Below are 26,010 nucleotides of genomic sequence, written 5' to 3'. Positions count from 1 at the left end.
GCCGTCATTAGTTCTGCCGATTTTGCAGGCTAATCATTGAAAATGCGATCCCTTTCAGGCATATAGCACACATTATTCATCAGCTTGATAAGATAACTTTTGCTGTAGGGCCATTTGCTCTGTTTAAACCAGGGTCTATCCTGTTTAATCATCGGCCTACGCCCAGGTGGTAACCTGTCAACGTGATGACACAAGGAACAAATATGCATTACCAACCTAAACATGACCTTCTCGCCCACCATATTGTCCTGGTCACCGGCGCGGGTGATGGTATTGGCCGCGAAGCGGCACTAACTTACGCGCGGTTTGGCGCACAGCTGATATTACTGGGGCGCACAGAGAGCAAACTGCAAGCGGTACAGGCGGAAATTGCCGCCCAAGGTGGTATGCCCGCAAGTATTATTACGCTCGATCTCTTGCACGTCACACCAGAACAGTGCCAACAAATGGCCACTGAGCTGATGAGCAAAGTGCCGCGCTTGGACGGAGTGCTACACAATGCAGGTCTGTTGGGCGAGCTGATGCCAATGGCTGAACTACCACTGGCAACATGGAATGATGTGATGCAAGTCAACGTCAACGCCACCTTTATGCTCACCCAGGCGCTGCTGCCATTGTTGCTGAAATCCAACTCAGGATCGTTGATTTTCACCAGCTCCAGCGTTGGCCGCACGGGGCGCGCCCAGTGGGGAGCCTATGCAGTATCCAAGTTCGCGACGGAAGGTATGATGCAGGTATTGGCTGATGAATATAAAACTCACAATCTGCGGGTAAATTGTATCAATCCAGGTGGAACACGCACACAAATGCGCGCCTCAGCGTTCCCTGATGAAGACAAAAATAAACTGAAAACCCCGGCCGATATCATGCCATTGTACCTGTACCTTATGGGCGGTGACAGCCGGCGTAAAACCGGGATCAGCTTTGATGCCCAACCTGGCCGTAAGCCCGGCGCAGCCGAATAAGGGGGTTCCGCACATGGCTGAAGATCGCCACCAACAACGTCAGCAACGTTTGAAACAACAAGTAGATGCGCGTATTGCCGCCGCTCAGGATGTGCGCGGTTTGTTAATGGTATTTACTGGCAACGGTAAAGGGAAGACCACCGCCGCCTTCGGCACCGTAACCCGTGCGGTGGGCCACGGCCTGAAAGCCGGTGTGATCCAGTTCATCAAAGGCCAGTGGCCAAACGGCGAAAAAAATCTGCTGCAACAGCACGGTGTGGAGTTTCAGGTAATGGCTACGGGGTTTACTTGGGAAACCCAGAATAAAGCACATGATACTGCCGCTTGTCAGGCCGTCTGGCAGCATGGAAAGCGTATGCTGGCTGATAACCACCTGGATTTGGTGCTGATGGATGAGCTAACCTACATGGTGAGTTACGGCTATCTAGAGCTGGAAGAACTGCTGGCAGCCCTGCACCAGCGCCCTGCGCATCAGAGCGTTATCATCACTGGCCGAGGTTGCCATCGGGATTTACTGGCGCTAGCGGATACCGTGACAGAAATGCGGCCGGTGAAACACGCGTTTGACGCAGGGATCAAAGCTCAGCAAGGGATTGATTGGTAACACACTGCCATTTGCTGGCAGTGCATTACCATGGCGGTAAAGCTTAACTGCGTTTAGATGATTTTGCCGGTTTGCTGCCTGGCGCACCACGACGGCTGCCGCTTGCGACTTGGCTATGACGTTTTACTGCTCGGCGGATCTGATTGGCTTTTACGCGGCGGCGCTCGCGTTCAACCGGCAGTTTACTGACGGTTTCTGGCTTCAACTCCACCAGTTCACGCAGATAGTTGGTCGCCTTTAAATCCAGTTCTGCCCAGCCACCGCGCGGCAGCCCTTTAGGCAGATCGATATCGCCATAACGCACACGAATCAAACGGCTGACCTGCACACCAACGGCCTCCCACAGGCGGCGAACTTCACGGTTGCGCCCTTCGGTCAGGGTAACGTTGTACCACTGGTTGATCCCCTCGCCACCCTGGAAACTGATGGTACGGAACGCGGCTGGGCCATCTTCCAATTGCACACCACGGTTCAGTTGCTTGATTTTCTCGTCATCAATCTGGCCGAACACCCGCACCGCATATTCGCGCTCAACTTCACGGCTGGGGTGCATCAGGCGGTTCGCCAGTTCACCGTCAGTGGTGAACAGCAACAGCCCTGAAGTATTCACGTCCAAACGCCCTACCGCCACCCAGCGTGAACCACGCAACTTAGGCAACCGATCAAACACCGTTGGGCGGCCTTCAGGATCGCTGCGAGTACAAAGCTCCCCTTCCGGTTTGTAATACGCCAACACACGGCACACGGCTTCCGCGGATTCTTTGATAGAAACCACATGACCATCCACACGGATTTTCATCGCAGGACTCGCATCAACACGATCGCCCAACTTGGCAATTTTACCATCGACGCTGACGCGGCCTGCTTCAATCATGGTTTCGATTTCACGGCGCGAACCATGGCCCGCACGCGCTAATACTTTCTGTAACTTTTCGCTCATTGAGCAAACCTCTAATGTCGCCTTCACAGGCGTCGGGGGGATTTTGTGGCCAGATTTCTGCAAAAATAGAAATGTAGCCGCAAAAATAATCTCTTGGTGAAAACCGACCGCACACTATACAGGCTTTATTCAGCGTTGTAACCGCCTTCGTCCGGTAGTTTATCGAAAGGGAGAGGGATCGCCCGCTCCTTCACGCACCACTTCCGGCGTGGATTCGGTCAGATCGATAACCGTGGTCGGTTGCTGCCCAAGGAAGCCACCGTGGATCACCAAATCCACCTGTCTACCCAAATGTTCACTGATTTCTTCCGGGTCGGATTCTGCAAAATCATTGCCCGGCAGCATGAGCGTGGTCGACATCATCGGCTCGTTCAGCACCTCCAGCAATGCCAGCGCAATCGGGTTGGAAGGCACGCGTAATCCGATGGTTTTACGCTTGTCGTTCATCAGGCGGCGCGGCACTTCTTTGGTGGCCTTCAGAATAAAGGTGTAGTTGCCTGGCGTATTGTTCTTGAGCAGGCGAAATGCGGTGTTGTCCACATGAGCATAGGTCGATAACTCAGACAAATCGCGGCACACCAGCGTGAAATTGTGATTACCATCCAACTGGCGGATACGGCAAATCCGCTCCATCGCCGCTTTTTCTTCCAGTTTGCAGCCCAGCGCATAGCCAGAATCTGTTGGATAAACGATCACCCCGCCCTTGCGTAATACCTCAACCGCCTGATTCACCAAGCGCGGTTGCGGGTTATCTGGGTGAATATAAAATAACTGGCTCATTTGTTACTCCTGAAAATAATGCGAACTGGCAACATGTAAGCTACCAAGTAACGGTCTGTTAAGGTTGCGGCCAGTCACGCCATACCGGCTCAACGCCGCCGGGTAACCACAGTTTGCGCCCCAGTTCGATCCACGAACAGGGCTGATGGAAATCGGAACCCTGTGACGCCAATAATTGATAGTCCTGCGCATATCTGGCTAACAACGTGCGTTCATGGGGTGCCTGCTGACACTGCGCCACCTCCATAGCATCCCCACCGTTTTCAGCAAAATGTGCCAACAAACGTTTAAGCCATTTGGCAGTCAGTTCATAACGGCCAGGGTGTGCCATCACGGCTTGCCCACCGGATTGATGAATTACATCAATAGCTTGTTCTATTGTACACCACTGTGGCGGAACATAGCCGGTTTTCCCCTTGGCGAGGTATTTCTTGAATACCTGTGCCAGATTATCCGCCACGCCGATTTGCACCAGGTAGCGGGCGAAATGGCCACGCGTTACTGCACCCGCGCCAGCCAGTTGCTGCGCGCCGGCAAAAGCATCAGGAATGCGCGCTTTTACCAGCCGCACGCCAATTTCTTGTGCGCGCTGATGGCGGCGCTGAGTCTGTTCGGCCAACAGTTGGTTCAAGGCAGGATGTGCGATATCCATACCTAAGCCAACAATATGGATCTCATGGTTTTCCCACAGGGTAGAAATCTCTACGCCGTTAACCAATTGCAATGGCAGCGCCTGTTCAGCGATCGCTGCCGCCGCCTCTGCTAAACCGCCGATGGTGTCATGATCGGTAATGGCCAATACCCCTACACGCATCTCAACCGCACGCTGTACCAGCTGTGTCGGCGTCAGATAACCGTCGGAAGCAGTGGTATGGCTGTGGAGATCGTACAAGGTAAAAGCGGAAGAGTATGGGCTGCTGTCTGTCAAAAGAAATATCCCGCGATGGTTTGGCTAGCTATCATAACCGCTAGGGCAGGTTCGGCGGAAATCTATTATTGCTGAATGAAACCCCGGCACACTTTCCGCTAACATATTGTGTAAAAAGAGAGTTGACTTTAGGCTCTCGATCCAGTTAACTAGTACACAAGTTCACAACAGTTACCCTGTTAGATGATAACCAAGAGAGCATTAAATGATTAAGCAAACTTCTCTTCTTCGTTGGTGGCGTACTTCCCTCTTGTGGGCGGTGTAATCACGCATACCTGTCATCTGACACTGTAGATTCCCTAAGCCCGCTCATAACGCGGGCTTTTTTACGGACAAAATTTAACTGGAACCACCCATAATGAACAGCAAGCCACAACTTAAACTCCTGACGGCACAGGCCGACTACCGAGGGGACCCAACGGCAATTTTCCACCAGTTGTGTGGCGCTCGTCCGGCGACTTTGTTACTGGAGTCGGCAGAAATCACCAGCAAGCAAAATCTGAAAAGCCTGTTGGTCATCGACAGTGCCCTGCGCATCACCGCGCTGGGCCGTAACGTCACCATTCAGGCACTCACCGCTAATGGCGCAGCATTGCTGCCGCTGCTGGATCAAGCCCTCCCGGCCGAGGTGCAGATCCTGGTGCGCCCTGCTGGCCGCGAATTAACCTTCCCAGCTATTGATGCTGTACAGGATGAAGATGCGCGTCTGCGTTCGCTGTCGGTTTTCGACGCACTGCGCACATTGCTGGCACTGGTCGATGCCCCAGCCGATGAACGTGAAGCGATGTTGCTCGGCGGCCTGTTTGCCTATGATCTGGTAGCCGGGTTTGAAGATTTGCCAGCACTGCGCCACGATCAGCGTTGCCCTGATTTCTGTTTCTATCTGGCAGAAACCCTGTTGGTGCTCGATCACCAGTGCAGCGTTGCCCGTTTGCAGGCCAGCGTATTCACTGGCAAAAGCAGCGAGACACAGCGTTTGCAACAGCGCCTGGAACAGATCCAGGCACAGTTGAAACAGGCTCCACAGCCAGTTCCCCAGCAAAAACTGGAAAATATGCAACTGAGCTGTAACCAGACTGATGAAGAGTACGGTGCAGTGGTCAGCGAACTGCAACAGGCGATCCACCAAGGTGAAATTTTCCAAGTGGTGCCTTCACGCCGTTTCTCGCTGCCTTGCCCGGCACCGCTGGCCGCCTATCAAACACTGAAAGACCACAACCCAAGCCCATACATGTTTTTTATGCAGGATGACGAATTCACCCTGTTTGGCGCTTCACCGGAAAGCGCGTTGAAATACGATGCCAACAGCCGCCAGATCGAAATCTACCCCATCGCCGGCACCCGCCCGCGCGGCCGCCGTGCCGATGGTTCTCTGGATTTGGATCTTGACAGCCGTATCGAACTGGAAATGCGTACCGACCATAAAGAGCTGGCCGAGCACCTTATGCTGGTCGATCTGGCGCGCAACGATTTGGCACGAATCTGCGAAGCAGGCAGCCGCTACGTGGCAGACCTGACCAAAGTCGATCGTTATTCCTTCGTGATGCATCTGGTTTCCCGCGTGGTCGGTCACCTGCGCGCCGATCTCGACGTGCTGCACGCCTATCAGGCCTGTATGAACATGGGAACATTGAGCGGTGCACCAAAAGTGCGCGCTATGCAGTTGATTGCTGCCTCCGAAGGCTCACGCCGCGGCAGTTACGGGGGAGCCGTGGGGTATTTCACCGCGCATGGCGATCTCGATACCTGTATTGTCATCCGCTCTGCGTATGTTGAGGATGGTATTGCCACCGTGCAAGCCGGTGCCGGTGTGGTGCTGGACTCCGTGCCTCAGGCCGAAGCTGATGAAACCCGTAACAAAGCACGCGCCGTGCTGCGTGCCATCGCCAGTGCGCATCAGGCCAAGGAGGTATTTTAAATGGCCGATATTTTGCTGCTCGATAACGTTGATTCCTTTACTTACAACCTGGTTGACCAACTGCGCGCCAGCGGTCATCAGGTAGTGATTTACCGCAACCAGGTTGCCGCTGACATCATCATTGCGCGTCTGCAACAGATGGAACAACCGGTGTTGATGCTGTCACCCGGCCCCGGTACGCCAGCAGGCGCAGGCTGTATGCCAGAACTGCTGCAACGGCTGCGCGGTCAGATGCCGATCATCGGTATCTGTCTCGGCCACCAGGCGATTGTTGAAGCTTACGGCGGCCATGTTGGCCAAGCGGGTGAAATCCTGCATGGCAAAGCCTCTGCCATCACCCACGATGGTGAAGGGATGTTTGCCGGAATGGCCAATCCGCTGCCGGTCGCCCGCTACCACTCACTGGTCGGCAGCAATATCCCCGCAGAGCTGACGGTTAACGCCCGCTTCGCTGACATGGTAATGGCCGTTCGCCACGATCAACACCGTGTTTGTGGTTTCCAGTTTCATCCAGAGTCGATTTTGACTAGCCAAGGCGCACGTTTGCTTGAGCAGACCCTGGCCTGGGCTCTGGCGCAATAATTAAGAGATAATGACTATGCAACCTATTCTTGAAAAACTGTATCGTTCAGAGTCGATGGACCAGCAGGAAAGCCAGCAACTGTTCAGCGCTATCGTGCGCGGTGAACTGGAGCCCAGCCAACTGGCCGCCGCGCTGATCAGCATGAAAATTCGCGGCGAGCGCCCGGAAGAGATTGCTGGGGCAGCCAAAGCCTTACTGGATGATGCTTTGCCGTTCCCACGGCCAGATTATGATTTTGCGGATATTGTGGGCACTGGTGGAGACGGCACCAATAGCATTAACATTTCAACGGCCAGCGCCTTTGTCGCCGCCGCCTGTGGTGCAAAGATCGCCAAACACGGCAACCGCAGCGTTTCCAGCCGTTCAGGTTCTTCCGATCTGTTGGCAGCGTTTGGCATCAGTCTGGACCTACCGGCTGAACAATCTCGTCAGGCGTTAGATGAGCTTGGCGTGTGTTTCCTGTTCGCGCCGCAGTATCACACCGGTTTTCGCCACGCGATGCCGGTACGCCAACAGTTGAAAACCCGCACGGTATTCAACGTGCTCGGCCCATTAATTAACCCGGCCCGTCCGCCGTTGGCGCTGATTGGCGTATACAGCCCGGAACTGGTGTTGCCGATAGCCAAAACTTTGCGTGTGCTAGGCTACCAACGTGCTGCGGTGGTACACGGTGGCGGTATGGACGAAGTTGCCATCCACACCACCACCCACGTAGCGGAACTGAATAATGGTGAGATTGAAAGCTATCAACTGACGCCGAAATCCTTCGGTTTAGAAAGCCATTCGCTTGAGTCCTTGTTAGGTGGTTCACCCGAAGAAAACCGTGACATTCTGGCAGGGTTGTTACAAGGTAACGGTGAACCTGCCCACGCCGCAGCGGTCGCCGCTAACGTCGCTCTGCTGCTGAAGTTATTCGGGCAGGAAGATTTGCGCCACAACGCGCAACAGGCATTGGATATGATTCACAGCGGGCAGGCCTATGAGCGTGTCACCGCATTGGCAGCAAGAGGATAGGATAAGTCATGCAGGAAACCGTGCTCAACAGGATTGTTCGTGATAAAGCGCAATGGGTCGCGGCACGAAGCCAACAACAGCCACTGGCTGGCTTTCAGAATGACATCGTCCCAAGCACTCGTGGTTTTTATCAGGCGCTGCAAGAGGCCAAAACGGCCTTTATTCTTGAATGCAAAAAAGCGTCCCCTTCCAAAGGGGTGATCCGCGAGAATTTTGACCCGGTGGAAATCGCCTCAGTTTACAAGGACTTTGCCTCGGCAATTTCTGTGTTGACCGATGAGAAATATTTCCAGGGCAGTTTCGATTTTCTGCCATTGGTGAGTAAAACCGTTACCCAGCCCGTGCTGTGCAAAGATTTCATTATCGATCCGTACCAGATCTACCTGGCGCGTTATTATCAGGCCGATGCCATCCTGCTGATGCTGTCAGTGCTGAATGACGAGCAATACCGCCAGTTGGCCACAGTGGCCCATAGCCTGAACATGGGCGTGCTGACAGAAGTCATCAGCGAAGAAGAATTGCAGCGCGCGGTGAGGCTGGAAGCTCAAGTGATTGGCATCAATAACCGCGATCTGCGCGATCTTTCCATCGATCTGAATCGCACCCGCACTTTGGCCCCGCAAGTGCCAGCGGGCGTCACGGTGATCAGCGAATCAGGTATCAATCATTATGGCCAGATCCGTGAACTCAGCCGCTTTGCCAATGGCTTCCTGATCGGCAGTGCGCTGATGTCGGAAACTAATCTGCGTAGCGCAGTACGCCGGGTGATTCTGGGTGATAATAAAGTCTGTGGCCTGACTCGCCCGCAGGATGCTGCCACCGCTTACCAGGCCGGTGCCAACTACGGTGGGCTGATTTTCGTCGGCCGCTCACCGCGCTGTGTTGATATCACACAAGCCAGAGAGGTGATTGCCGGAGCGCCGTTGAAATACGTCGGCGTGTTCTGCGATGCTCCGCTAGAGACGCTGGTTCAGACTGCCGAGCACCTCGGCCTGCATGCCGTGCAACTGCACGGTGCGGAAGACCAACCCTATATTGCTGCCCTGCGCGCCAAGTTGCCTGCTTCCTGCCAAATTTGGAAAGCGTTAAGCGTGAAAGACAGCCTGCCCGCGCGCGATCTACAGCATGTTGATCGCTATCTGCTGGATAACGGTGCCGGTGGTACTGGAGTACGTTTTGATTGGGCGCTGCTGCAAGGGGAAACGCTGGATAATGTGATGCTGGCCGGTGGCCTGAACGCCGATAACTGCGTGGCTGCCGCCCAGCTTGGTTGCACAGGCCTCGATTTTAATTCCGGCGTAGAAAGCCAACCCGGTATCAAAGATGCGGCGCGTCTGGCGGCGGTGTTCCAGGCTTTGCGCTCTTACTAACTGCAAATATAATTTTTTGGATAACAACAGGATACATCATGACGCTGCTTAACCCCTATTTCGGTGAATTTGGTGGTCAGTATGTACCACAAATTCTTATGCCGGCTCTGAAACAGCTGGAAGAAGCCTTTATCAGCGCACAGCGTGACCCTCAGTTTCAGGCAGAATTTATCGATCTGCTGAAAAACTACGCCGGCCGCCCCACCGCTCTGACGCTGTGTAAAAACCTGACCGCTGGCACCAAAACTAAACTTTATCTGAAACGCGAAGATCTGCTGCACGGTGGTGCACACAAAACCAACCAGGTATTGGGCCAGGCACTGCTTGCCAAACGTATGGGCAAAACCGAGATCATTGCAGAAACCGGTGCAGGCCAACATGGCGTGGCTTCGGCATTAGCCTGTGCATTGCTCGGGCTGAAATGCCGCATCTATATGGGAGCAAAAGACATTGAGCGCCAGTCACCGAACGTCTTTCGCATGCGCCTGATGGGTGCTGAAGTGATCCCGGTACACAGCGGTTCTTCCACGCTGAAAGATGCCTGCAATGAAGCTTTACGCGACTGGTCCGGCACTTACGACACAGCCCACTACATGCTCGGCACCGCCGCAGGGCCGCACCCTTATCCCACTATCGTGCGCGAGTTTCAACGCATGATCGGCGAAGAAACCAAAGCCCAGATGCTGGAGCGTGAAGGCCGCCTGCCGGATGCGGTGCTGGCTTGCATCGGTGGGGGTTCTAATGCCATTGGCATGTTTGCCGACTTTATCGACGACGCCAGCGTTGGCCTGATCGGCGTTGAACCCGCTGGCCTGGGGATCGAAACTGGTCAGCATGGCGCTCCCCTGAAACACGGCAACATCGGTATCTATTTCGGTATGAAATCCCCGATGATGCAAACCTCCGAAGGGCAAATCGAGGAGTCTTACTCTATCTCCGCTGGCCTGGATTTCCCTTCCGTTGGGCCACAACATGCTTATCTGAACAGCATCGGCCGCGCTGAATACGTGTCGATTACTGACGATGAAGCACTGGAGGCTTTTAAAGCTTTGTCGCGCCACGAAGGTATTATCCCAGCGTTGGAATCTTCCCATGCGTTGGCACATGCGCTGAAAATGATCCGTGAAACACCCGAGAAAGAACAGATTTTGGTGGTTAATCTATCTGGCCGTGGTGACAAAGACATATTCACCGTTCACGACATTCTGAAAGCTCGGGGAGAAATCTGATGGAACGTTATCAGCAACTGTTTAAACGCCTGGAAGGCAATCGGGAAGGCGCGTTCGTGCCATTTGTTACCCTGGGCGATCCTAACCCAACGCTATCACTACAGATCATTGATACTCTGGTGGAGAACGGCGCGGATGCATTGGAATTGGGTATTCCGTTCTCCGATCCGCTGGCCGATGGCCCAACCATCCAGAATGCGGCACTGCGTGCCTTCGCTTCTGGCGTCACGCCAACCCACTGTTTCGAAATGTTGGCTGCGATCCGCCAGAAACACCCTACTATTCCAATCGGCCTGTTGATGTATGCCAATCTGGTGTTCCACAAAGGTATCGACGCATTTTATCAGCGTTGTGCCGAGGTCGGCGTTGATTCGGTACTGATCGCCGATGTTCCCTTTGAAGAGTCGGCTCCCTTCCGCGCGGCAGCAGCCCGCCACGGGATTGCACCGATCTTTATCTGCCCACCGAATGCCGATGATGATCTGCTGCGTGAGATCTCCTCTCATGGCCGCGGTTATACCTATCTGCTGTCGCGCGCTGGCGTCACCGGAACCGAAAGCCGGGCGCAATTGCCGCTGCATCATCTGGTGAACAAACTGCGGGAATATCACGCGGCACCACCGCTGCAAGGCTTTGGTATTTCCGAACCATCCCAGGTAAAAAGCGCGTTACAGGCCGGAGCCGCCGGAGCAATATCCGGGTCAGCAATCGTCAAGATCATCGAGCAACATCAGGCAAAACCTGCTGAAATGCTAGCCAAATTGGGTGCATTTGTTCGTGAAATGAAAGCGGCAACCCGCGCCTAATGCCCATCAATCAGCGGGTGCAACAGCTTGTACCCGCTGATTGAGGATTGTGGGGATAGGAATAGTATGTAGCAGCAATAACAAAAAGGGGGCGCCCAAAGCGCCCCCTGAATATAAAACCACAATCAGAAGCGGTAACCGACCCCGAACATAAAGGCGAACGGATCCAAGCGTGTGTCAATACTTTGGTGTTGACCACCCACATCAAAGCGGGCTTCGGTTTCGATATTCATCCACCACACCGACATATTCAACATCCAGTTCTCATCCAGGTTGTAATCCACACCCGCTTGAGCGGCAACACCCCAAGAATCTTTCAGATCCAGATTGCTGACTCCAACGCTCTTGCCATAATCGTTGAACTTTTCACTGAAGAAGGTGGTGTAGTTCAGGCCAAGCCCCAAATAAGGGCGCAGTTTATCCTGCTTGTCGCCAAAATAGTACTGTGCCATCAATGATGGCGGCAGGTGGCGAACCGTCGCGATATCCCCGTTTACTCCCGTTCCATTCAGCGAGATTTTATGACGGAAAGGGGTCGCTGCCAGCAGTTCAACACCGATATTGTCGGTTACCATGTAACCAAAAGTCAGGCCCAGTTGGGTGTTGTTTGATACACCAAACGAACCCTGACTCAGAACATCATCTGAACCCGCATTAGGACGCACTGTTACACTACCCGCACGGAACAGGAAATCACCCGCCTGATGCGCACTTGCCAACATAGGAGCCATCATTGCTCCCAATATCACCAGAGTTGTCTTTTTCATTATCCATTCCATTTATGTGGTTTACAGTCTCGACGAATATACCTATTAACAGGTATTTATGATCCAATCGAGATCACATCTTATGAGTAAATATTTAAATTCATACCAAAAACAAGGACACCTAAGCCATTAATAAATCAAGAATTGATTTAAATCAAAAAACAGTGATTATTGCGAAAATGTTAAAATACGCCCTCAGATTCAGGTTGCTAAAAAAATTCCCTTTGAGTAAGTTCGTCCTTCATGCTGAGTTGAGTGGGCCACCACAGGCAATCAAAATGAGCGAAATTAATAATCCCTGCATCAGTTGTGGTGCATGTTGCGGTTATTTTCGAGTGTCATTCTATTGGGCTGAAGCAGAAGATGGCGGCGGCACGGTTCCTTTATCTTTAACAGAACCATTGCCTCCTTTCCTACGTTGTATGCTGGGAACCAACAGCAAAGCTCCCCGTTGTATTGCCTTGCAGGGTACCATCGGTAAGGCCGTTTCCTGTTTGATCTATCCTAATCGGCCAAGCACCTGCCGCGAGTTCGGCCAATCCAGAGAAAATAGCCAACGTGATCGGGCCTGCGATCGCGCGCGCAATTATTATGGTCTACCAGCGCTCCCCATTTTCACGCCCTGATCGCCGAAGAAATCAACACTGTGCAATTCACGGGGTGCCACAGCCGCTCGGAACAGGGTACAATTACCCACTGATTTGTCTCTGTTCTTAATTGCCAAGGAGTCTGCATGCCTATCACGGCCAGCACGTTGTACCGTGACAGTTTTAACTTTTTCCGTAATCAATCGGTCAGCATTCTCTTGCTGGCGCTGCTGACTGCGCTCATTTCTGTGCTGCTCAATCAGGCTTTCAGCCCTGATATTGAACAGTTGAAGCTGTTGAGTGCTACGGAAGGTGATTTAACTTCAACCGCCGGTATGGGAATTCAGGAAATCATTCGGCAAATGACACCAGAACAGCAAAGGGTGTTGTTAAAAATCTTTGTTGCCGTGATGTTTTCAGCCTTGGTAGGCAATGTGTTGCTGGTGGGAGGGGTGCTGACGCTGATCCGTTTGGTTTCTCAGGGCGAACGCACCAGCGCACTGCGCGCTATCGGTGCCGCGGCTCCACTGTTGCCACGCTTGTTACTGCTGCTGTTTATCTGCACCCTACTAATCTGGATTGGCTTGACGCTGCTTATCGTGCCTGGTGTGATTCTGGCGATCTCATTCTCGTTGGCCTCAGTGATTTCCGTTGCTGACAACAAAGGGGTGTTTGCCTCGTTGAGCTTAAGCTGCAAACTGGCTTTCGCCAACGCCCGCGTTATTGTTCCAGCCATGATGCTCTGGCTGGCAGCTAAACTGCTGGTGTTGTTTATGGTCAGCCATTTATCTGTTTTGCCCCCCGATATAGCCAGTGTGATCTTGACGGCCTTGAGCAATCTGATTTCAGCCCTGCTGCTGATTTATCTGTTCCGCCTGTATATGTTGTTGCGTGATTGATTATCCGCTGAAATGCATTAGGGCACGCCAAAGCGTGCCCTTTTTATTACTGCGCTACCATCGGTTCTGCCTGTTCCTTACTTTGAATCAGCTTCAAAGCCAGATAGAGATCGGGCACCAGGATCAGATCCTGATCGCGCCCCACGCGGTTCAGGCGAAACCATCGGGTCAATTCAGTGCGCCGCCCTGCCAGTACCAATTTTACGTTACGCTGTAACAAATCACGTTTTAGTTCATCAATGGCTGCCAGCACACTGATATCGGCATGGGTAAAACTGGCTACGGCATCCACCACCACCCAACGCGGCTGAAACGGTGTGCTGTCTACCAGGTTGAGGATACGCCGCTTAAAATAGGCCACGTTAAAATAAGTCAGTGGCGAATTGAATCGGTACATCATCACCCCTGCAACCGCCTTCACGCCATTGTTATTCCCCATGGAATGAATCATACCTTCATCGTTGACCCCCAGCAGTTGCTCAGTTGGGCGGAATACGGTGCGCAAAAATTGCATCAACCCGAGCAATACTGCCAAGCCGATACCACTGATCACCCCCACCAGCAACACGCTGAGGAAAGTAAAAACCGCCAAACGAAACGCCTGCGCGTTACGCCGACGCAGCAGCCAAATACCCCGGATATCAATCAACGACCAGGCGGCATAAATCAGTACCACCCCCAATCCCGCAACAGGGATAAACTGCAACGGCTCAGTCAAAAATAACAACACAATGGCGATCACTACAGCGGCAATGATCGATACCAATTGGCTTTTGCCGCCGTTAGCGTCATTTACCGCCGTACGTGAATCGGCACCGCTGATAGCAAACCCTTGCGATAGCGCAGAAACAATGTTTACCAGCCCCAACGCACGAAACTCCGCATCCGCATTCACTTCATAGCCATTTTTTGCCGCAAAACTCCGCGCGGTGAGCATCATGCTGACAAAGCTTACTACCGCCAGGTTTAACGCGGGTATCACCATATCGCGCAGCAATCCTGGCTGAAAATCTGGCCACTGGACGATAGGCAATATGCCGCTGAAACCACCCACGGTGATGATCCCGTACTGCTGCAAATCCCCCGCCCAAGTGGCAAAGGTTGCCAACATAATGGCAAACAAAGGAGCGGGCCAATTTGGCCGCAGCTTTTTCACCCCTATCAACACCAGCAGCGTTAACAGCGAGACAGCGATTGTCAGCCAATCACTGTGCAGCAGGTTGCCGGGCAATGCATAAATCCGTTCAATCAATTGTGCAGGAGAGGTGTCAAAACCCACGACTCTCCCTATTTGGCCGACAATGATGGTCACTGCCACACCGTTTAATAATCCACTGAGTATTGGCCGCGATAATAAATCAGCCAGCGCCCCCAGCCGGAAACGGCTGGCAAGCAGGCACCATCCCCCCATCATGGCGGTCATCATAATGGTGAGTTGCCAGTGCAACTCCATGCTCCCCGCAGCAAGCGGCGTCACTACGGCAGCGATCACCGCACAGGTTGCCGCATCCGGGCCAATGATCAATTGACGTGACGAACCGAAGATCGCGTAAGCAATCATTGGTAAAATACAGGAGTAAAGCCCTACCACCGGGCTGACACCAGCAAGCTCGGCATAAGCGATCGCCACCGGCAGTGCTACCGCCGCCACCGACAGGCCAGCACGAATATCTGGTTTCAGCCAACTACGTTCATATTCCAACAAATGCGTCAAACCAGGCATTAATGCCCGGAGAGATTTCCACTGCATAGCTATTTTCCATAGTAATTTGTTGCCTATTATTATGTTTACTATGCGATGTACAAACCACACAAAGCAACCACTGGCGATGAGAATCGTAAGTTTATGCAAATTCCGGCACAATGAGCGGTAATCAAGTGGCCAAACACCGATAATCAGCCCTTTGCCGCAGTACACAGATCCCGCCGAATCCGGTATAGTCGGCCGATAAACCTTTGATGGATTGATTTATGAAGCAATTTCTTGATTTCCTGCCACTTATTGTTTTTTTTGCTTTTTATAAGCTCTACGATATTTACGTGGCTTCCGGTGCTTTGATCGCGGCCACCGCGCTAGCCCTTATTTTTACCTGGTTCAAATACCGCAAAGTCGAGAAAATGACGCTGATCACTTTCGCGATGGTGGCCGTTTTTGGCACCCTGACGCTGGTGTTCCACAATGATTTGTTTATCAAATGGAAAGTCACCGTCATTTATACCCTGTTCGCACTGGCACTGTTGATCAGCCAATGGGTACTAAAAAAACCGCTGATCCAACGCATGTTAGGTAAAGAACTGACGTTGCCGGATAGGGTATGGAGCAATCTCAATTTTGCTTGGGCAATCTTTTTCATCGCCTGTGGCCTGGCCAATATTTATGTCGCATTCTGGTTGTCACAAGACGTCTGGGTGAACTTTAAGGTCTTTGGCCTGACCGTGCTGACGCTGGTGTTTACCTTATTGAGCGGTATCTACATCTATCGGCACATGCCAGAAGAACAAAAAAAGTAATACCCGCGTTTTTTAGCGTGGGCAATACGACGTGATTCCTTTTTGATAAAGCAGGCCGTGATGACACAACAATCTTTACCCAGCGGTGAGCTGGTGCTGCGCACGCTGGCGATGCCAGCGGATACTAACGCCAACGGCGATATTTTCGGTGGTTGGCTGATGGCGCAAATGGATATTGGTGGAGCAATACAGGCTAAAGAAATTGCCGAGGGCCGTGTGGTTACCGTGCGTGTTGACGGTATGACCTTTCTGAAGCCAGTGGCAGTGGGTGATGTGGTCTGTTGTTATGCCAACTGTATCCGTACTGGTCGCAGTTCCATTACCGTTAATATTGAAGTGTGGGTGAAAAAAGTGTCTTCTTCACCTATCGGCCAGCGCTACCGTGCTACGGAGGCGGTGTTCACCTATGTCGCGGTAGATGCAGCAGGCAGCCCCCGCGCTCTTCCTGACGGTAAAACGAATTTCCGCTCCGATTGCAAAGAATAAGTAAATGTGGAACAGCAAAAAGCCGCCAAATGGATAAGGCGGCTTTTTGCGTTGAGGTAATCAGTTCAGATCGGTTGAACCATCCATTTTGAAAATAATGGTTTTCGTCAGATTCTGGGCCACTTTAGCTTCGTAACGCCACTTGCGCATCGCCTGTTTCACTTCACGCTCAAACATATTGCGCGGTTCCGCCGATAGAATACGCAGATTTGTTACACGCCCGTCGCTGTCCACATCAAACTGCACTTTTACCTTACCTTCAATTTGCAACGCCAATGCACGCTGCGGATAGATCGGCTTCGACAGATTCAGGGCTTTCGGCCCCAACTCGCGCGAATTGCCCGTTACTGGCGCAGCAGGTGCTTGTTTGACTAAGGCTTTATCAATCGGTTTCGCCTGCGAATCATTTTCGACAGGAGAAGGTTCACGCGGTTCGGTTTTTTTCACCTCGCGTTTCACCGGCTTTTCAACCTTTGGCTTCGGTTTTGGCTTCGGCTTGGGTTTTTCAGGCTCAGGCAGCGGGATCGCGACTGGCACAGGCAACGGCTCTGGGATCGGTTCTGGCTCCGGCTCTATCTGCGGTTCAGGTTCAGGTTCTGGCTCTGCAGCAGCAGGCGGCGGTGGTTCAGCCAGCGTTGCCATATTGACCATCATGACGCTGATAGGGGCATCCTCCTGCTTTGGCAACTCCAGCACTTCTGTTACTGAAGCATAAAGTAAGGTAGCCACCAAGGCACTATGTAAGCCAACAGAAAGAACGATTGGCACGGAAAAACGGCGAATAAGGAACATCTTTTTTAGCGACATAATGATTCTGTTTCCTCTGGTTCGCCAAGTTTAAATGCAAATAGCAATCATATTCAATAACGAAAGGCAAACTATCGCTTTAATCACCATTATCCGGCGCTAATACCCGCAAATTGATGAGAGCCCTCACCGCTTATTAGCTTTTTTTGTGGTTTTTACACTATTTTTTAACTTTAAATTCACATTTCCGCGGAATTGTATAGATTAGCGTTCCCTTACTACAGGTTTTACGCTACTGTAACATCACCGTTCTATGATTATGATTTTAAAGGTGAAATATGCTTTATCTGATCTATGCGCAAGACGTACCCGGTTCACTGGAAAAACGCTTGGCGGCTCGCCCGGCACATTTGGCCCGCCTGCAAGCACTGCGTGACGAAGGCCGGTTAGTGGTTGCTGGCCCGAATCCAGCCATCGACAGCAACGATCCTGGTAGCGCAGGCTTTAGCGGCTCCACCGTGATCGCAGAATTTTCCTCTTTGGCCGCCGCAGAATCCTGGGCAGAACAAGACCCCTATGCTGCCGCTGGTGTGTATGCCAACGTCACGGTAAAACCGTTTAAGCAGGTATTTTAGGTAAAAAAAAGCCAGCACGGAGTGGCTGGCTAAATGGGTTCATCGAGGGAAGATCTTTTTTGTTTGGCAACCATACTCTTTGAGCGTTGTCGTCACCAGCTATCAATGCGATAGGTCAATCATTCCGAGTTACCTCATTGAGTACCCACTTTTGCATATCAGCAAACATCTCTTCCCACTCTGGCTGCTCAATATCCATAAAACCAAAGAATCGCAGCATAAACGCACCTTCGGTGGCTAAAAATGCCAGCCGCGCCTTTCTGCCCTGCTCGGTATTCAAATCCAGCCCCGCTATACGGCTGCGATACCATTCACGCGTGCTGTTCAAATGTTCTGGTGTTTGTATCAACGTGGCCATCAACCCTGCCGCCTTAGCACTTGACGCCTGATCAGAGCTGCGTGTCGCCTGCATATGTGCCTGAACGGTAGTCAGTGGTGTGGGATCGCTGCCTGCAATGCTGTCAAAAACCGTATCATAGGCTTTACCCCAACGTTCAAACATCGCGTCAATCAGCGCATCTTTATTACCGAAACAATACTGCACCCCACCTTTGGAAATCCCCATCGCTTTGGCCACCGAATCAATGGTCAACCCAGCGGCCCCCTGGGTGGCCACGATCTCCTCTGCCGCATCCAGCACTTTGTCACGATCAATGCTTCGTTGACGCCCCATTAAGAAATCCCTCTTTTAAATACATACGTATGGATTTATAATATCTTCAGTAACCACTGCCGAAATCGGTGGGTTACCGTAAGGTGGCGCAACCGCGCCATCCGTTTTTTTAGGATATGATTATGCACGCCCAAAATCGCTGGTTGATCCTGGTAATAATCTCCAGCGCACTATTTTTAATTATTACTGATATGACCGTCCTTTACACGGCTTTGCCCCGTTTAACCCAGGCATTAGATGCCACTGCGTCACAGAAACTGTGGATAATAAATGCATATCCCTTAGTAGTTGCTGGGCTGCTGCCTGGCGCTGGCATGTTAAGCGATCGCATCGGCCACAAGAAAATGTTTATTGCCGGGTTACCGGTTTTTGCTTTGGCTTCTCTCTGTGCGGCCTTTTCCCCCAGCGCACAATTGCTGATAGCTTCACGCGCCTTTCTCGCTGCCGGTGCCGCCATGATGATGCCTGCGACATTATCCATTGTGCGGCATGTATTTACCGATAAACGCGAACGTGCACTGGCTATCGGTATCTGGGCCGCTGTTGCTTCCAGTGCGGCAGCTCTTGGCCCCGTGGTGGGTGGCGCACTGTTAGCCTATTTCTGGTGGGGCGCCGTATTCTTGATTAACGTACCGGTGGTGATGCTGGTGCTTCCGCTCGCCGCTTACCTGATTCCACACTGTGGCGGCAATAATAAGCGCCCCTGCGATCTGATCGGTTCGCTACAAGTCATGCTCGGTTTAGTCGCCACAATTTATGCGCTGAAAGAGTTAAGTAAACCCGCTTTCTCATTGCATGACTTTGCTGTTGCCATGATGTTCGGCACATTCTTTCTAACCTTGTTTGTCCGCCGCCAGCGCCAAACCCTGTCTCCGATGATTGATTTCTCGCTGTTTCGTAACCGCATGTTTGCCAGCGGCGTCGGCGTTGCGATCATGTCCATGATCGCGCTGGTTGGCGTTGAGTTGGTGTTAAGCCAACGATTACAACTGGTGCTGGGAATGACCCCGTTACTGGCGGCACTGTGTATTTTACCCATTCCCTTGGCCTCTGCGCTGGCCGGCCCATTAGCCGGAATGCTGATGCCCCGCTATGGCGAACGCAGTATGCTGGTTGGTGGTTTTGTTCTCACCGCTCTGGGTATTGCTGGCGTCGTTCTGCTGTACCAAGGCAACCTGATTATGCAACTTATTTGCCTGTTTATTATCGGATTTGGCCTGGGCGGTGCCATTACTGCCGCTTCTACCGCGATCATGCTTAACGCTCCTGAAGAGAAAGCCGGTATGGTAGCTTCTATTGAGGATGTTTCATGGGAACTGGGAGGCGTACTGGGTATCACCCTGTTGGGAGGGTTGATGACGGCGGTCTACAGCCATAGCCTGGTATTGCCCGATAACCTGCCGGTAGGCGAGCTGGCCTACGACAGCATTGATGAAGCGTTGCGGCTGGCAGGCAATATGGGAGCTGACAGCGCAGCAACCCTGACTTCTCTGGCTCGTTCCGCGTTTGATCAAGCATTTATTGCCGTATTAATTGCTGCCGCCTTGTTGGTCAGCCTGAGCGCTGGAATATTAAAATTCGCTTTGCGTCAGCAAGTGCGCCACTAAAATCGTTTTCATGCTCTATGATGTAGCTTGCTGTACCGATTTATCATTATTGGTTTGAACGATTATATTGATGCTTGTTATCGTCTTTAACCTTGAGATAAATCCAGTTACTGTGTTTACCGGAACAAATAATCAGGAGAAGATTATTATGGCAACAACAAAAAAAGCAGCAAAAAACCATATTGGCCTAGATACCAAACAATCAGCAAAACTCTCTGACGCTCTGAATGTGTTACTGGCGAATTATCAGGTGTTATATATGAATGTGCGTGGTTACCACTGGAACATTTCTGGCCCGCACTTCTTCGAACTGCATGTTAAGTTTGAAGAAACCTACAACGATCTGCTGCTCAAGGTTGATGAATTGGCAGAGCGTATTCTGACTCTGGGTTCGCAACCGCGCCATGCTTTCAGTGACTATCTGAAAACCGCAGAGATTAAAGAAGATACCAACGTGACCGACGATAAAGGCACATTACGCGGGTTGTTGGATGGTTATGCCATTCTGCTGAAACAGCAGCGTGATCTATTGGCACTAGCCGCTGACGCCGGAGATGAAGGCACCTCCTCGTTGATGAGTGATTACATCAAAGAGCAGGAAAAACAGGTATGGATGCTCAACGCTTACCTGGGTAAATAACCCTTCGGCAGAGAACAAAAACAGTCCCATACAGGACTGTTTTTGTATTACCACTCGGCAGCTACCACAAACAACAATGCACGCCGATGCCGATCGTCCAACCGGCGGCGCACGCGAATAATCTGCCGATTACTGCATGCTTGGCGCTCCAGCCAACGGTGTCTGCGACGCAGGTTCTGCCGCAGCATTCGCCAGCGGCCCACTTCGTTTCTGCTGCGTTTCATCGCTCCCTCATTCATCCAATGCTAACCGTGCGCATTATAGTCCTTTCAGTCAGTGATCCAAGTCACCGATAAACTGCCAGTTTTCTTCAATTGCCGATGAACACCGCGTGGTGGTTATTTGTGGGACGTTACCTGGGTTTACCTCATAAGAAAATACGGTTTCTGTTTCTGGCAAGTCCCTTTCATTCATCATTTTTGTGTCACTTAAGTGCAGGGAAAAGGTTTCGCCTTTACTGTTCTGTGCGTACACTCACTATTAATGGTTTACAAACGGAACTTTTCGTCTTTATGACAACATTTTATACCGTAATCAGTTGGCTTCTAGTGTTCGGCTACTGGCTGCTTATTGCCGGGGTCACATTGCGTATTCTTATGAAACGACGCACCGTTCCTTCCGCAATGGCCTGGTTGCTGGTTATCTATATTCTGCCGTTGGTTGGTATTGTGGCCTATTTATCTTTTGGTGAATTGCATTTAGGCAAACGCCGTGCCGAACGCGCCAAAGCCATGTGGCCTTCAACCGCCCGTTGGCTGAATGAGCTGAAAGGAAGCCAGCGGGTTTTTGCCACCGAGTACAGCGAAGTTGCTCGCCCACTGTTTCAACTTTGCCACCACCGCCAAGGTATTGATGGCGTTAAAGGCAACCAGTTGCAGTTGCTTACCACCACCGACAGCACGCTGAAAACGCTGATCCGCGATATTGAGTTGGCACGACACAATATTGAGATGGTGTTCTACATCTGGCAACCAGGCGGCCTGGTGGATCAAGTGGCAGAGTCGTTGATGGCTGCCGCGCGCCGTGGCGTGCATTGCCGCCTGCTGCTGGATTCCGCCGGAAGCTTACAGTTTTTCCGCAGCCCTTATCCCAGCATGATGCGTAACGCCGGGATCGAAGTGGTCGAAGCGCTCAAGGTCAATCTGTTCCGCGTGTTCCTGCGCCGTATGGATTTGCGTCAGCATCGTAAAGTGGTGCTGATCGATAATTACATCGCGTATACCGGCAGCATGAACATGGTCGATCCGCGTTTTTTCAAGCAAGATGCCGGTGTTGGTCAATGGATCGATCTGATGGCTCGCATGGAAGGCCCGGTAGCCACCACCATGGGCATCGTCTATGCCTGTGACTGGGAAATAGAAACCGGCAAACGTATTCTGCCACCGCCGCCAGACGTTAATATCATGCCGTTCGAGCAGGAAAGAGGTCACACTATTCAGGTTATCGCTTCCGGCCCCGGTTTCCCTGAAGAGATGATCCATCAGGCGCTGCTCACTGCGGTTTATTCCGCACGTGAACAATTAATTATGACCACGCCTTACTTCGTTCCCAGTGACAATCTGCTGCACGCCATCTGCACCGCCGCACAGCGTGGTGTTGACGTCAGTATCATCGTTCCACACAACAATGATTCAATGATGGTGCGTTGGGCCAGCCGTGCCTTTTTCTCCGAACTGTTAGAGGCCGGAGTGAAAATTTATCAGTTCAAAGGCGGCTTATTGCATACCAAAAGCGTGCTGGTTGATGGCCAGCTCAGCCTTGTCGGTACCGTTAATCTGGACATGCGCAGCCTGTGGTTGAATTTTGAAATCACGCTGGTGATCGACGATGCCGGTTTCGGCAGCGACCTGGCTTGTGTACAGGATGACTATATCGCCCGTTCACAACTGCTGGACGGCCAACAGTGGCTAAAGCGCCCATTCTGGCACCGCATTGTTGAACGTTTGTTCTACTTTTTCAGCCCGTTGCTGTAAAAGCCGTTATGGGCATGGTTTAATGGCGCTAACTCATTTGTTATCGGGATTTTTTTATGGATTTGAATAATCGCCTTACTGAAGATGAAACGCTTGAGCAGGCTTACGATATCTTCTTGGAACTGGCTGGCGACAATCTGGACCCGGCAGATATTCTGCTGTTCAACCTGCAATTTGAAGAACGCGGCGGTGCTGAACTGTACGATCCGGCTGAGGATTGGCAGGAACACGTCGATTACGATCTGAACCCGGATTTCTTTGCCGAAGTGGTGATTGGCTTGGCAGACAGCGACGGTGAACCGATTAACGATATCTTTGCCCGTGTGCTAATTTGCCGCGAGAAAGACCACAAGCTGTGCCATATTTTTTGGAAGGAATAACGTTTCTTTCCTGTCACACCCCCGGCTAAAACCGCCAGGGGTTTTTATTGGTAGCAGATATCAATTACAACGGATCGGCCTTCAGGCAGGATACCGCATGGCGGAAACTCCCTTCCAACAGCGGGCGCGTTTTGGCGCACTCCGGCCCGGCGATCGGGCAGCGCGTGCGGAATACACAACCAGACGGTGGATTGATTGGTGATGGCAGTTCTCCTTCCAGCAATTGGATCTGCTTTTCTCTCTCTTTGTCTGGATCTGGGATTGGCACTGCCGACATCAACGCTTTGGTATAAGGGTGCTGCGGGTGGTAGTAAACCTCATCGTAGGTGCCGAGTTCCACGGCATGGCCCAAATACATCACCAGCACACGGTCAGAAATGTGCTTCACCACGGCCAGATCGTGAGCGATAAAAATCAACGACAACCCCATCTCTCGTTGCAGCTGCTGCAACAGGTTAACCACCTGCGCCTGAATGGAAACATCCAGTGCCGAAACCGGTTCATCGCAGATCACCAATTTCGGCTCCAGGATCAGCGCACGGGCGATCCCAATACGTTGACATTGCCCCCCTGAAAACTCATGGGGATAGCGGTTGATCAAATTTGGCAACAAACCAACTTTCATCATCATCGCTTTCACTTTATCTTTCACGTCCTGGCGCGACATTTTGGGATGATAAGTGCGCAGCGGCTCAGCGATGATTTCACCGATGGTCATACGCGGATTAAGCGATGCCAACGGGTCTTGGAAAATCATTTGGATGTCACTGCGGGTTTTACGCCACTCGGCATCACTCATGCCCAACAGATCCTTACCTAACCAGGCAACGCGGCCGCTGGTGGCTTTCACCAAGCCGATAATTGCGCGGGCGAAGGTGGATTTGCCACAGCCAGACTCCCCAACCACCCCTAGGGTTTCGCCTTCGAACAGCCTTAACGTGACACCATCTACCGCTTTCAAGGTTTTGGGAACCTGCCAGAACCACTGTTTATCATCATGAATGTCGAAGTGAACTTTCAAGTCTGCCACTTCGAGCAGCATTTTTTTATCGGTTACTGTCATACCAACGCCTCCACTGGCTGGAAACAGGCCCGCAGGCGCCCCTCGCCAAACCGCGCCAGCGGTGGAGCACTCACGCACTGTTCCATGGCATATGGGCAGCGCGGTTGGAACGGGCAACCTTGCGGTAAGCGCAGCAGATTGGGGGGGTTACCAGGAATAGTCATCAGCGATTCACCTTCAGCGTCCAAACGCGGTACCGCATTCAACAGCCCAATTGAATAAGGGTGACTCGGCTGATAAAACAGCTCGCGCGCGCTGCCGTATTCCATGGTTCGGCCAGCATACATCACCAGCACTTTGTTACAGATCCCCGCGACCACGCCCAAGTCATGGGTAATCATGATGATTGCCGTATTAAATTCACGTTTCAGCTCATTCAGTAACGTCATGATCTGCGCCTGTACCGTTACGTCCAGCGCGGTGGTAGGCTCATCGGCGATCAACAATTTGGGCCGGCACAACAATGCCATGGCGATCATCACCCGCTGGCGCATACCACCGGAAAACTCATGGGGATACATGCGCATGCGTTTACGCGCTTCCGGCATTTTTACCGCATCAAGCATCAATACCGACTCTGCAAAGGCTTCACTTTTACTCATTTTCTTATGCAACATCAGCACTTCCATCAGTTGTTCGCCGACGCGCATGTATGGGTTGAGTGAGGTCATGGGATCTTGGAAAATCATCGAGATTTCTTCTGCCCGCAGTTTGTTAAGCTGACTTTCCGGCAGATTCAATATTTCACGGCCATTAAACTTCGCAGAACCCGCAATACGGCCATTGCTTGCCAACAGGCCCATCAGCGCGAAAGCCGTTTGCGATTTGCCCGAACCAGACTCCCCCACGATGCCCAATGTTTCGCCAGCACGCAGGTCGAAGTTAAGATCGTTGACCGCCGTGACGTAGCCGTCCGGGGTACTGAAAGTGACACGCAGATCGTTGACGTCCAACAACAGCGGATTTTCAATATTGCTCATGATTGCACTCCTTAGCGATCTTTCGGGTCGAGGGCATCACGCAGGCCATCGCCGATAAAGTTAAAACAAAACAGAGTAACAACCAGGAAACTGGCCGGGAATAACAGCAACCAGGGTGAGACTTCCATCGAATTGGCACCATCGCTGAGCAATGCCCCCCAGCTGCTTAACGGTTCCTGCGTTCCCAGCCCCAGAAAACTCAGAAAAGATTCAAACAGGATCATGCTTGGCACCAGTAACGACGCATAAACCACCACCACCCCCAGAACATTGGGCACGATATGGCGCAGCACGATATTACGGGTTGAAACACCACACACCAGCGCCGCTTCAATAAACTCTTTGCGTTTCAGGCTCAGGGTCTGGCCGCGCACGATACGCGCCATGTCCAGCCATGACACCATGCCAATCGCCACAAAGATCAGCAAAATATTTTGCCCAAAAAAGGTGATCAGCAGGATCACAAAAAACATAAACGGGAAGGAATTGAGGATTTCCAGCAGGCGCATCATCACCGAATCCGTTTTGCCCCCCAGATAGCCGGACATCGCGCCATACAGCGTGCCGACGATCACCGCCACCAGCGCAGCGGCGACGCCAACCATCAGCGAAATACGCCCGCCAATCGCTACGCGTACCAGCAGGTCGCGCCCGGAAGAGTCGGTACCAAAATAGTGGGCGGACTCAACGCTGGGCGCCGCCGACATCATTGCCCAATCAGTATCATCATAGGCAAATTGCGACAGCCACGGCGCGCAGAGCACAAACAGGGTAATCAGCGCCAGCACAAGCAAGCTGGTCACTGCCGCTCGGTTGTGCATAAATCGGCGACGTGCATCCTGCCACAGACTGCGTCCTTCCACTTCCAGTTTCTCGCTGAAGTTTTCCAGAGCTTCGCTGTTCTTTTTCGTCAACATCATGCGTG

The 26,010-nt window shown here is 52.1% G+C and carries 27 protein-coding genes, 1 pseudogene and 1 other annotated feature; of the genes and pseudogenes, 17 read left to right on the top strand and 11 right to left on the bottom strand.

What is annotated here, in order from left to right; translation table 11 throughout:
- The first annotated feature begins 203 nt into the window (after positions 1–203).
- A complete protein-coding gene (locus Z042_RS15400) occupies positions 204–965 on the top strand; it encodes a YciK family oxidoreductase (protein ID WP_024910793.1) in 762 nt (253 codons plus the stop codon).
- Positions 966–978: 13 nt separating this feature from the next.
- Positions 979–1,569 carry a cob(I)yrinic acid a,c-diamide adenosyltransferase gene (gene cobO / locus Z042_RS15395; RefSeq protein WP_024910794.1) on the top strand — a complete coding sequence of 197 codons (591 nt, stop codon included), beginning with the start codon at positions 979–981 and terminating at the stop codon, positions 1,567–1,569.
- Positions 1,570–1,612: 43 nt separating this feature from the next.
- On the opposite strand, the gene rluB is transcribed toward cobO, so the two are convergent.
- The 3 genes from rluB to rnm form a co-directional block, all read right to left on the bottom strand.
- Positions 1,613–2,509 (bottom strand): 23S rRNA pseudouridine(2605) synthase RluB, encoded by an 897-nt coding sequence (gene rluB, locus Z042_RS15390; RefSeq protein ID WP_024910795.1) that lies wholly within the window; start codon positions 2,507–2,509, stop codon positions 1,613–1,615.
- Between the two features lie 159 nt (positions 2,510–2,668).
- The gene (locus Z042_RS15385; RefSeq protein WP_024910796.1) at positions 2,669–3,289 is read right to left on the bottom strand and encodes an L-threonylcarbamoyladenylate synthase; all 621 of its coding nucleotides are present in this window, start codon (positions 3,287–3,289) and stop codon (positions 2,669–2,671) included.
- 58 nt (positions 3,290–3,347) lie between these two features.
- The gene (gene rnm, locus Z042_RS15380) at positions 3,348–4,217 is read right to left on the bottom strand and encodes an RNase RNM (RefSeq protein ID WP_037405791.1); all 870 of its coding nucleotides are present in this window, start codon (positions 4,215–4,217) and stop codon (positions 3,348–3,350) included.
- Between the two features lie 226 nt (positions 4,218–4,443).
- Positions 4,444–4,547, top strand: a sequence feature (Trp leader region).
- 28 nt (positions 4,548–4,575) lie between these two features.
- On the opposite strand from rnm, the gene Z042_RS15375 reads away from it, so the two are divergent.
- From Z042_RS15375 to trpA, 6 genes are read left to right on the top strand one after another with little or no spacing between them, the layout of a single operon-like run.
- Positions 4,576–6,135: an anthranilate synthase component 1 gene (locus tag Z042_RS15375; RefSeq protein ID WP_037405794.1), complete on the top strand. Its 1,560-nt coding sequence runs from the start codon at positions 4,576–4,578 to the stop codon at positions 6,133–6,135.
- Positions 6,136–6,717, top strand: coding sequence for a glutamine amidotransferase-related protein (locus Z042_RS15370; RefSeq protein ID WP_024910798.1), 582 nt, complete (start codon positions 6,136–6,138; stop codon positions 6,715–6,717).
- A gap of 16 nt (positions 6,718–6,733) precedes the next feature.
- Positions 6,734–7,732 carry an anthranilate phosphoribosyltransferase gene (gene trpD, locus Z042_RS15365; RefSeq protein WP_024910799.1) on the top strand — a complete coding sequence of 333 codons (999 nt, stop codon included), beginning with the start codon at positions 6,734–6,736 and terminating at the stop codon, positions 7,730–7,732.
- 8 nt (positions 7,733–7,740) lie between these two features.
- Positions 7,741–9,102 (top strand): bifunctional indole-3-glycerol-phosphate synthase TrpC/phosphoribosylanthranilate isomerase TrpF, encoded by a 1,362-nt coding sequence (trpCF, locus tag Z042_RS15360; protein ID WP_024910800.1) that lies wholly within the window; start codon positions 7,741–7,743, stop codon positions 9,100–9,102.
- Positions 9,103–9,140: 38 nt separating this feature from the next.
- Positions 9,141–10,331, top strand: coding sequence for a tryptophan synthase subunit beta (gene trpB / locus Z042_RS15355; RefSeq protein WP_024910801.1), 1,191 nt, complete (start codon positions 9,141–9,143; stop codon positions 10,329–10,331).
- Positions 10,331–11,137 carry a tryptophan synthase subunit alpha gene (gene trpA / locus Z042_RS15350; RefSeq protein ID WP_024910802.1) on the top strand — a complete coding sequence of 269 codons (807 nt, stop codon included), beginning with the start codon at positions 10,331–10,333 and terminating at the stop codon, positions 11,135–11,137. The genes trpB and trpA overlap by 1 nt, the downstream gene beginning before the upstream one ends.
- 125 nt (positions 11,138–11,262) lie before the next feature.
- On the opposite strand, the gene ompW is transcribed toward trpA, so the two are convergent.
- On the bottom strand, positions 11,263–11,904 hold the full coding sequence (ompW, locus tag Z042_RS15345) for an outer membrane protein OmpW (protein ID WP_024910803.1): 642 nt from the start codon (positions 11,902–11,904) through the stop codon (positions 11,263–11,265).
- Between the two features lie 278 nt (positions 11,905–12,182).
- Here ompW and Z042_RS15340 point away from each other — a divergent pair.
- Positions 12,183–12,604, top strand: a pseudogene (locus Z042_RS15340) (YkgJ family cysteine cluster protein).
- Between the two features lie 33 nt (positions 12,605–12,637).
- Positions 12,638–13,390: a YciC family protein gene (locus Z042_RS15335; RefSeq protein ID WP_024910804.1), complete on the top strand. Its 753-nt coding sequence runs from the start codon at positions 12,638–12,640 to the stop codon at positions 13,388–13,390.
- Positions 13,391–13,436: 46 nt separating this feature from the next.
- On the opposite strand, the gene Z042_RS15330 is transcribed toward Z042_RS15335, so the two are convergent.
- Positions 13,437–15,140, bottom strand: coding sequence for a SulP family inorganic anion transporter (locus Z042_RS15330; protein ID WP_024910805.1), 1,704 nt, complete (start codon positions 15,138–15,140; stop codon positions 13,437–13,439).
- 221 nt (positions 15,141–15,361) lie between these two features.
- Between Z042_RS15330 and Z042_RS15325 the strand changes: the two genes are divergently transcribed.
- Both Z042_RS15325 and yciA read left to right on the top strand, forming a co-directional pair.
- Complete coding sequence (locus tag Z042_RS15325; RefSeq protein WP_024910806.1) at positions 15,362–15,901, top strand: septation protein A; 540 nt, start codon at positions 15,362–15,364, stop codon at positions 15,899–15,901.
- Between the two features lie 60 nt (positions 15,902–15,961).
- Positions 15,962–16,387, top strand: coding sequence for an acyl-CoA thioester hydrolase YciA (gene yciA, locus Z042_RS15320; protein ID WP_024910807.1), 426 nt, complete (start codon positions 15,962–15,964; stop codon positions 16,385–16,387).
- A gap of 60 nt (positions 16,388–16,447) precedes the next feature.
- Here yciA and tonB read toward each other — a convergent pair whose 3' ends face one another.
- A complete protein-coding gene (gene tonB / locus Z042_RS15315) occupies positions 16,448–17,194 on the bottom strand; it encodes a TonB system transport protein TonB (RefSeq protein WP_024910808.1) in 747 nt (248 codons plus the stop codon).
- 278 nt (positions 17,195–17,472) lie between these two features.
- Between tonB and Z042_RS15310 the strand changes: the two genes are divergently transcribed.
- Entirely contained in the window at positions 17,473–17,769 is a 297-nt protein-coding gene (locus tag Z042_RS15310) for a YciI family protein (RefSeq protein ID WP_024910809.1), read from the top strand.
- A gap of 115 nt (positions 17,770–17,884) precedes the next feature.
- Here Z042_RS15310 and Z042_RS15305 read toward each other — a convergent pair whose 3' ends face one another.
- A complete protein-coding gene (locus Z042_RS15305; protein WP_024910810.1) occupies positions 17,885–18,442 on the bottom strand; it encodes a TetR/AcrR family transcriptional regulator in 558 nt (185 codons plus the stop codon).
- 122 nt (positions 18,443–18,564) lie between these two features.
- On the opposite strand from Z042_RS15305, the gene Z042_RS15300 reads away from it, so the two are divergent.
- Together Z042_RS15300 and Z042_RS15295 are read left to right on the top strand one after the other, a co-directional pair.
- On the top strand, positions 18,565–20,049 hold the full coding sequence (locus Z042_RS15300; protein ID WP_024910811.1) for an MFS transporter: 1,485 nt from the start codon (positions 18,565–18,567) through the stop codon (positions 20,047–20,049).
- Positions 20,050–20,197: 148 nt separating this feature from the next.
- Positions 20,198–20,689, top strand: coding sequence for a Dps family protein (locus tag Z042_RS15295; protein ID WP_024910812.1), 492 nt, complete (start codon positions 20,198–20,200; stop codon positions 20,687–20,689).
- A gap of 47 nt (positions 20,690–20,736) precedes the next feature.
- On the opposite strand, the gene Z042_RS15290 is transcribed toward Z042_RS15295, so the two are convergent.
- On the bottom strand, positions 20,737–20,913 hold the full coding sequence (locus tag Z042_RS15290; protein ID WP_024910813.1) for a YciY family protein: 177 nt from the start codon (positions 20,911–20,913) through the stop codon (positions 20,737–20,739).
- A gap of 288 nt (positions 20,914–21,201) precedes the next feature.
- Here Z042_RS15290 and cls point away from each other — a divergent pair, with 288 nt between their 5' ends.
- Both cls and Z042_RS15280 read left to right on the top strand, forming a co-directional pair.
- Positions 21,202–22,662 (top strand): cardiolipin synthase, encoded by a 1,461-nt coding sequence (gene cls / locus Z042_RS15285; protein WP_024910814.1) that lies wholly within the window; start codon positions 21,202–21,204, stop codon positions 22,660–22,662.
- 56 nt (positions 22,663–22,718) lie between these two features.
- A complete protein-coding gene (locus Z042_RS15280) occupies positions 22,719–23,042 on the top strand; it encodes an HI1450 family dsDNA-mimic protein (RefSeq protein ID WP_024910815.1) in 324 nt (107 codons plus the stop codon).
- Positions 23,043–23,106: 64 nt separating this feature from the next.
- Here the strand turns inward: Z042_RS15280 and oppF are convergent, their stop codons facing one another.
- From oppF to oppC, 3 genes are read right to left on the bottom strand one after another with little or no spacing between them, the layout of a single operon-like run.
- Complete coding sequence (oppF, locus tag Z042_RS15275) at positions 23,107–24,105, bottom strand: murein tripeptide/oligopeptide ABC transporter ATP binding protein OppF (protein WP_024910816.1); 999 nt, start codon at positions 24,103–24,105, stop codon at positions 23,107–23,109.
- Positions 24,102–25,085, bottom strand: a complete 984-nt coding sequence (gene oppD / locus Z042_RS15270) for an ABC transporter ATP-binding protein (RefSeq protein WP_024910817.1) — start codon at positions 25,083–25,085, stop codon at positions 24,102–24,104. The genes oppF and oppD overlap by 4 nt, the downstream gene beginning before the upstream one ends.
- A gap of 11 nt (positions 25,086–25,096) precedes the next feature.
- Positions 25,097–26,005, bottom strand: a complete 909-nt coding sequence (oppC, locus tag Z042_RS15265) for an oligopeptide ABC transporter permease OppC (protein ID WP_024910818.1) — start codon at positions 26,003–26,005, stop codon at positions 25,097–25,099.
- Positions 26,006–26,010: the final 5 nt, after the last annotated feature.

The sequence above is a fragment of the Chania multitudinisentens RB-25 genome, from assembly GCF_000520015.2.
Classification (GTDB): Bacteria; Pseudomonadota; Gammaproteobacteria; order Enterobacterales; family Enterobacteriaceae; genus Chania; species Chania multitudinisentens.
Note: the sequence above shows the minus strand (reverse complement) of the source record. Positions and strands in the feature narration are given on the sequence as shown.